This window comes from Salinactinospora qingdaonensis, from assembly GCF_039539445.1.
In the GTDB taxonomy this organism is placed as follows: Bacteria; Actinomycetota; Actinomycetes; order Streptosporangiales; family Streptosporangiaceae; genus Salinactinospora; species Salinactinospora qingdaonensis.
Genome location: NZ_BAABDD010000064.1, coordinates 1 through 2,653, shown reverse-complemented (window position 1 = coordinate 2,653; position 2,653 = coordinate 1). Strand labels below are relative to the sequence as shown.

The following is a 2,653-nucleotide window of genomic DNA, read 5'->3' as shown; positions in this document are numbered from 1 at the left end:
GGAAACGCCGCACCCTGCGCGCGGGCGTCCTCCCGCGCGCGCAGCGCGTCGTTGTCGGGTAGCCGGAGCGCATCACTGCGCCCCGGCCCCCTCAGAACCGTACGTGCCACTCGTCGCGGCATACGGCTCAAGCAGAGCCGCTGGGCGTCTTCTTCTTGCGGCCGGTCAGCCTGTCTTCGGCTTCATGATGCTGCCGGTGACAGTCTGCGTGTGCGAGCCGGAGATTCTTCAACGAGTCCCCACCTCCTTCTCTCCGGTACACGAAGTGGTGCTTGTGCAGCGTCTTCGCTACGGCCGCGAACCAGTCGATCCACTCGCGTGGACTGTCGGGTTCGTATTCCGCACCGGTGATGAGAGTCGTGCCGCACAGAGGGCACAGTCCCTGTTGACGGAATGCCAGCTGGACGCTGACTTTCCCCATGACAGGAGGCGCCTTCTTGCGGCGACGTTTTGCCCAGTAGTCCTGGAGCGCAGGGTCATCTGGAGATGCACCTGCCCTGACCGTGACATGCCGGACGATAGGGGTCCAGGCGAACTTCGGGAGAAAGGTTCCGGATTCCCGGTCCCCGAACACCCATCTATCTTTCCTGGATTTGTTGAATTGACCGAAGTGCCTGTCGACTGCCCAGGTCTTCGACTTGTTGGGGTGTGCACGCCTGGCCCACCGATAGGTGAGCCTCCAGACGTAGTCGTCCAGCGAACTGAATGTCGCGCTGGACACCACCCCACGGTAGTACGTCGCCCATCCCCGGATGACCGGTGTGAGTCTCCGAACTACTGCTGCGGCGTTGGATCCATGCAGTGCCTGCACCTCTGTCCGCAGCCTGTCTCTCAATCTCCTTACCGCATCCTTGCTCGGGCGAATGATGCACTTGCCATCGCCTGATCTGCGAATATTGAAGCCAAGGAAGTCAAAACCCTCTTCCAGGCGCGCGATTTGGGTCTTTTCCTCATTGAAGTGAAGCCCCCTTGGCTCCAGCCATTCGGCCAGTTCTCGCTTGGCCTTCTCCGCCTCTTCTCGCGTGTGCGTGAGAACGACGAAGTCATCTGCATACCGAACAAGGACCGGAGTCGTCGACTTGGTCCCCGGTCTACCGTGGGACACATACCATTCAACCCCGGCTGCGCCTTCCATCCCGTGCAGTGCAATGTTCAGCAGGAGAGGGCTGATCACCCCGCCTTGCGGCGTACCCTCTTCCGTCGGGGCCCACTTGCCTCGCTCCAGCATTCCCGCCTTCAGCCAGCCTCTGATGGCTCCCCTTCCCGGGAACGCTCCGATGGCCTGCATCAGGTGATCGTGGTGGATTCGGTCAAATGCTGCCGACAGATCCGCGTCCAGCACCCACCGCCGCCGTGTGAGCGGCCCCTTCACCATCGAGAAGATGCTCTCGATCGCGTCGTGACAACTCCTTCCCGGACGGAAACCGAAGGACCTGAACTCGAACCGAGCCTCCCACTCTGGTTCCAACGCGTTCTTGACCCGCGCCTGGTGGACGCGATCCGCGATCGCCGGAATCCCGAGAGGCCGCTGCTTTCCATTGCTTTTCGGAATGTACACCCGCTTGACCGGATCCGGCCGACGGCTACTCTCGCTCTGAACTTCCTCCGCCAGCGCTGCGCGCCTTTTCGGAGTCAGAGCGACTTTTCCGTCAACACCAGCGGTCTTGCGGCCAGTGCTCTGCTGAGTAACGCGCCGCACGCTTACCAGCGTGTTGCTTCGCGACCGCAGCATGAGCTTTTGCAGGTTTCGGACCCTTTTCAGATCCCCTTCCTGCGACGCCTTGAAGATCCGTTGGCGGAGTCTCCTTACGCCCCCTTCCTCGGTAACCCAGTCAATGCTGTGCCAGTCGAGGGCAGGCCCGCCCTCTGGTCCGTTCGCCGCCTCTGGCGAGACGCCGTCTAACTTGTGCATCGGTGCAGGTTCCTCCCTTCCTTCACTTCAAGCTCCACCCGGTCCACGTCAGCTCCCTTTCGGGCCGGGGAACTCCCCGTATCCGGCGGGTTATCTACGACACCTCAGAGCCGGTGCCGCGCTTTCCCGGACCTTTCGGCCTGCCGACATTCGCTTCTTGGACCATCCTGTTCCCGCCATGGCTTTGTCTTCCCTTGCGGGTTGCCTACTGCTGAGCAGACCACGACGGGGTTTCCACGTTCCGCACCGTCAAGTTGCGGCTGGTGAGGGTGCCTCCTATACCCCGGGCTCAGTGGTGTCCCTGTAACTCCCTCGTTTACTGAAGGGAGTTCACTCGGCGGCCTTCCCCGCCTGGAGCCTGTTTTGGCCGGTTCTTCTGCTCGTCCACCCGACCGTCCGGGTCACGAGGCATAGACGGAGATTCACTCGCGTTCACCCTGCCCAGCCTTCCCCTTGCCTGTTCCTCCCGGACGACTCGGGAGCCCTTGGGCTTTCAGCCCGGCTTCGCACCCCGCCGTTACCAGCGACGCACGCGGACCTGGGGACTGATCTGGAACACCGATCAGAGAGCAGCCCTCTTACCTTTCCTCTCTGTAGAGCTGCCCCGCTTGGACGGTGCGACCTCGTGTCGCACGTAGACCACCCGCGCACACCCAAAGGCCCGCGCCAGCGCGGCGCGCTGGGGACCGTTCGGGTACAGACGGAAGCTGTACCGAAGCTGCATACGAACAAGCGTACTAC

The 2,653-nt window shown here is 62.3% G+C and carries 1 protein-coding gene and 1 pseudogene; both read right to left on the bottom strand.

The features are described from left to right. Positions 1-127: 127 nt before the first annotated feature. Complete coding sequence (gene ltrA, locus ABD848_RS24765; protein ID WP_344977590.1) at positions 128-1,912, bottom strand: group II intron reverse transcriptase/maturase; 1,785 nt, start codon at positions 1,910-1,912, stop codon at positions 128-130. Between the two features lie 634 nt (positions 1,913-2,546). Next, positions 2,547-2,636, bottom strand: a pseudogene (locus ABD848_RS24760) (helix-turn-helix domain-containing protein); the annotation flags it as partial. Positions 2,637-2,653 lie beyond the last annotated feature (17 nt).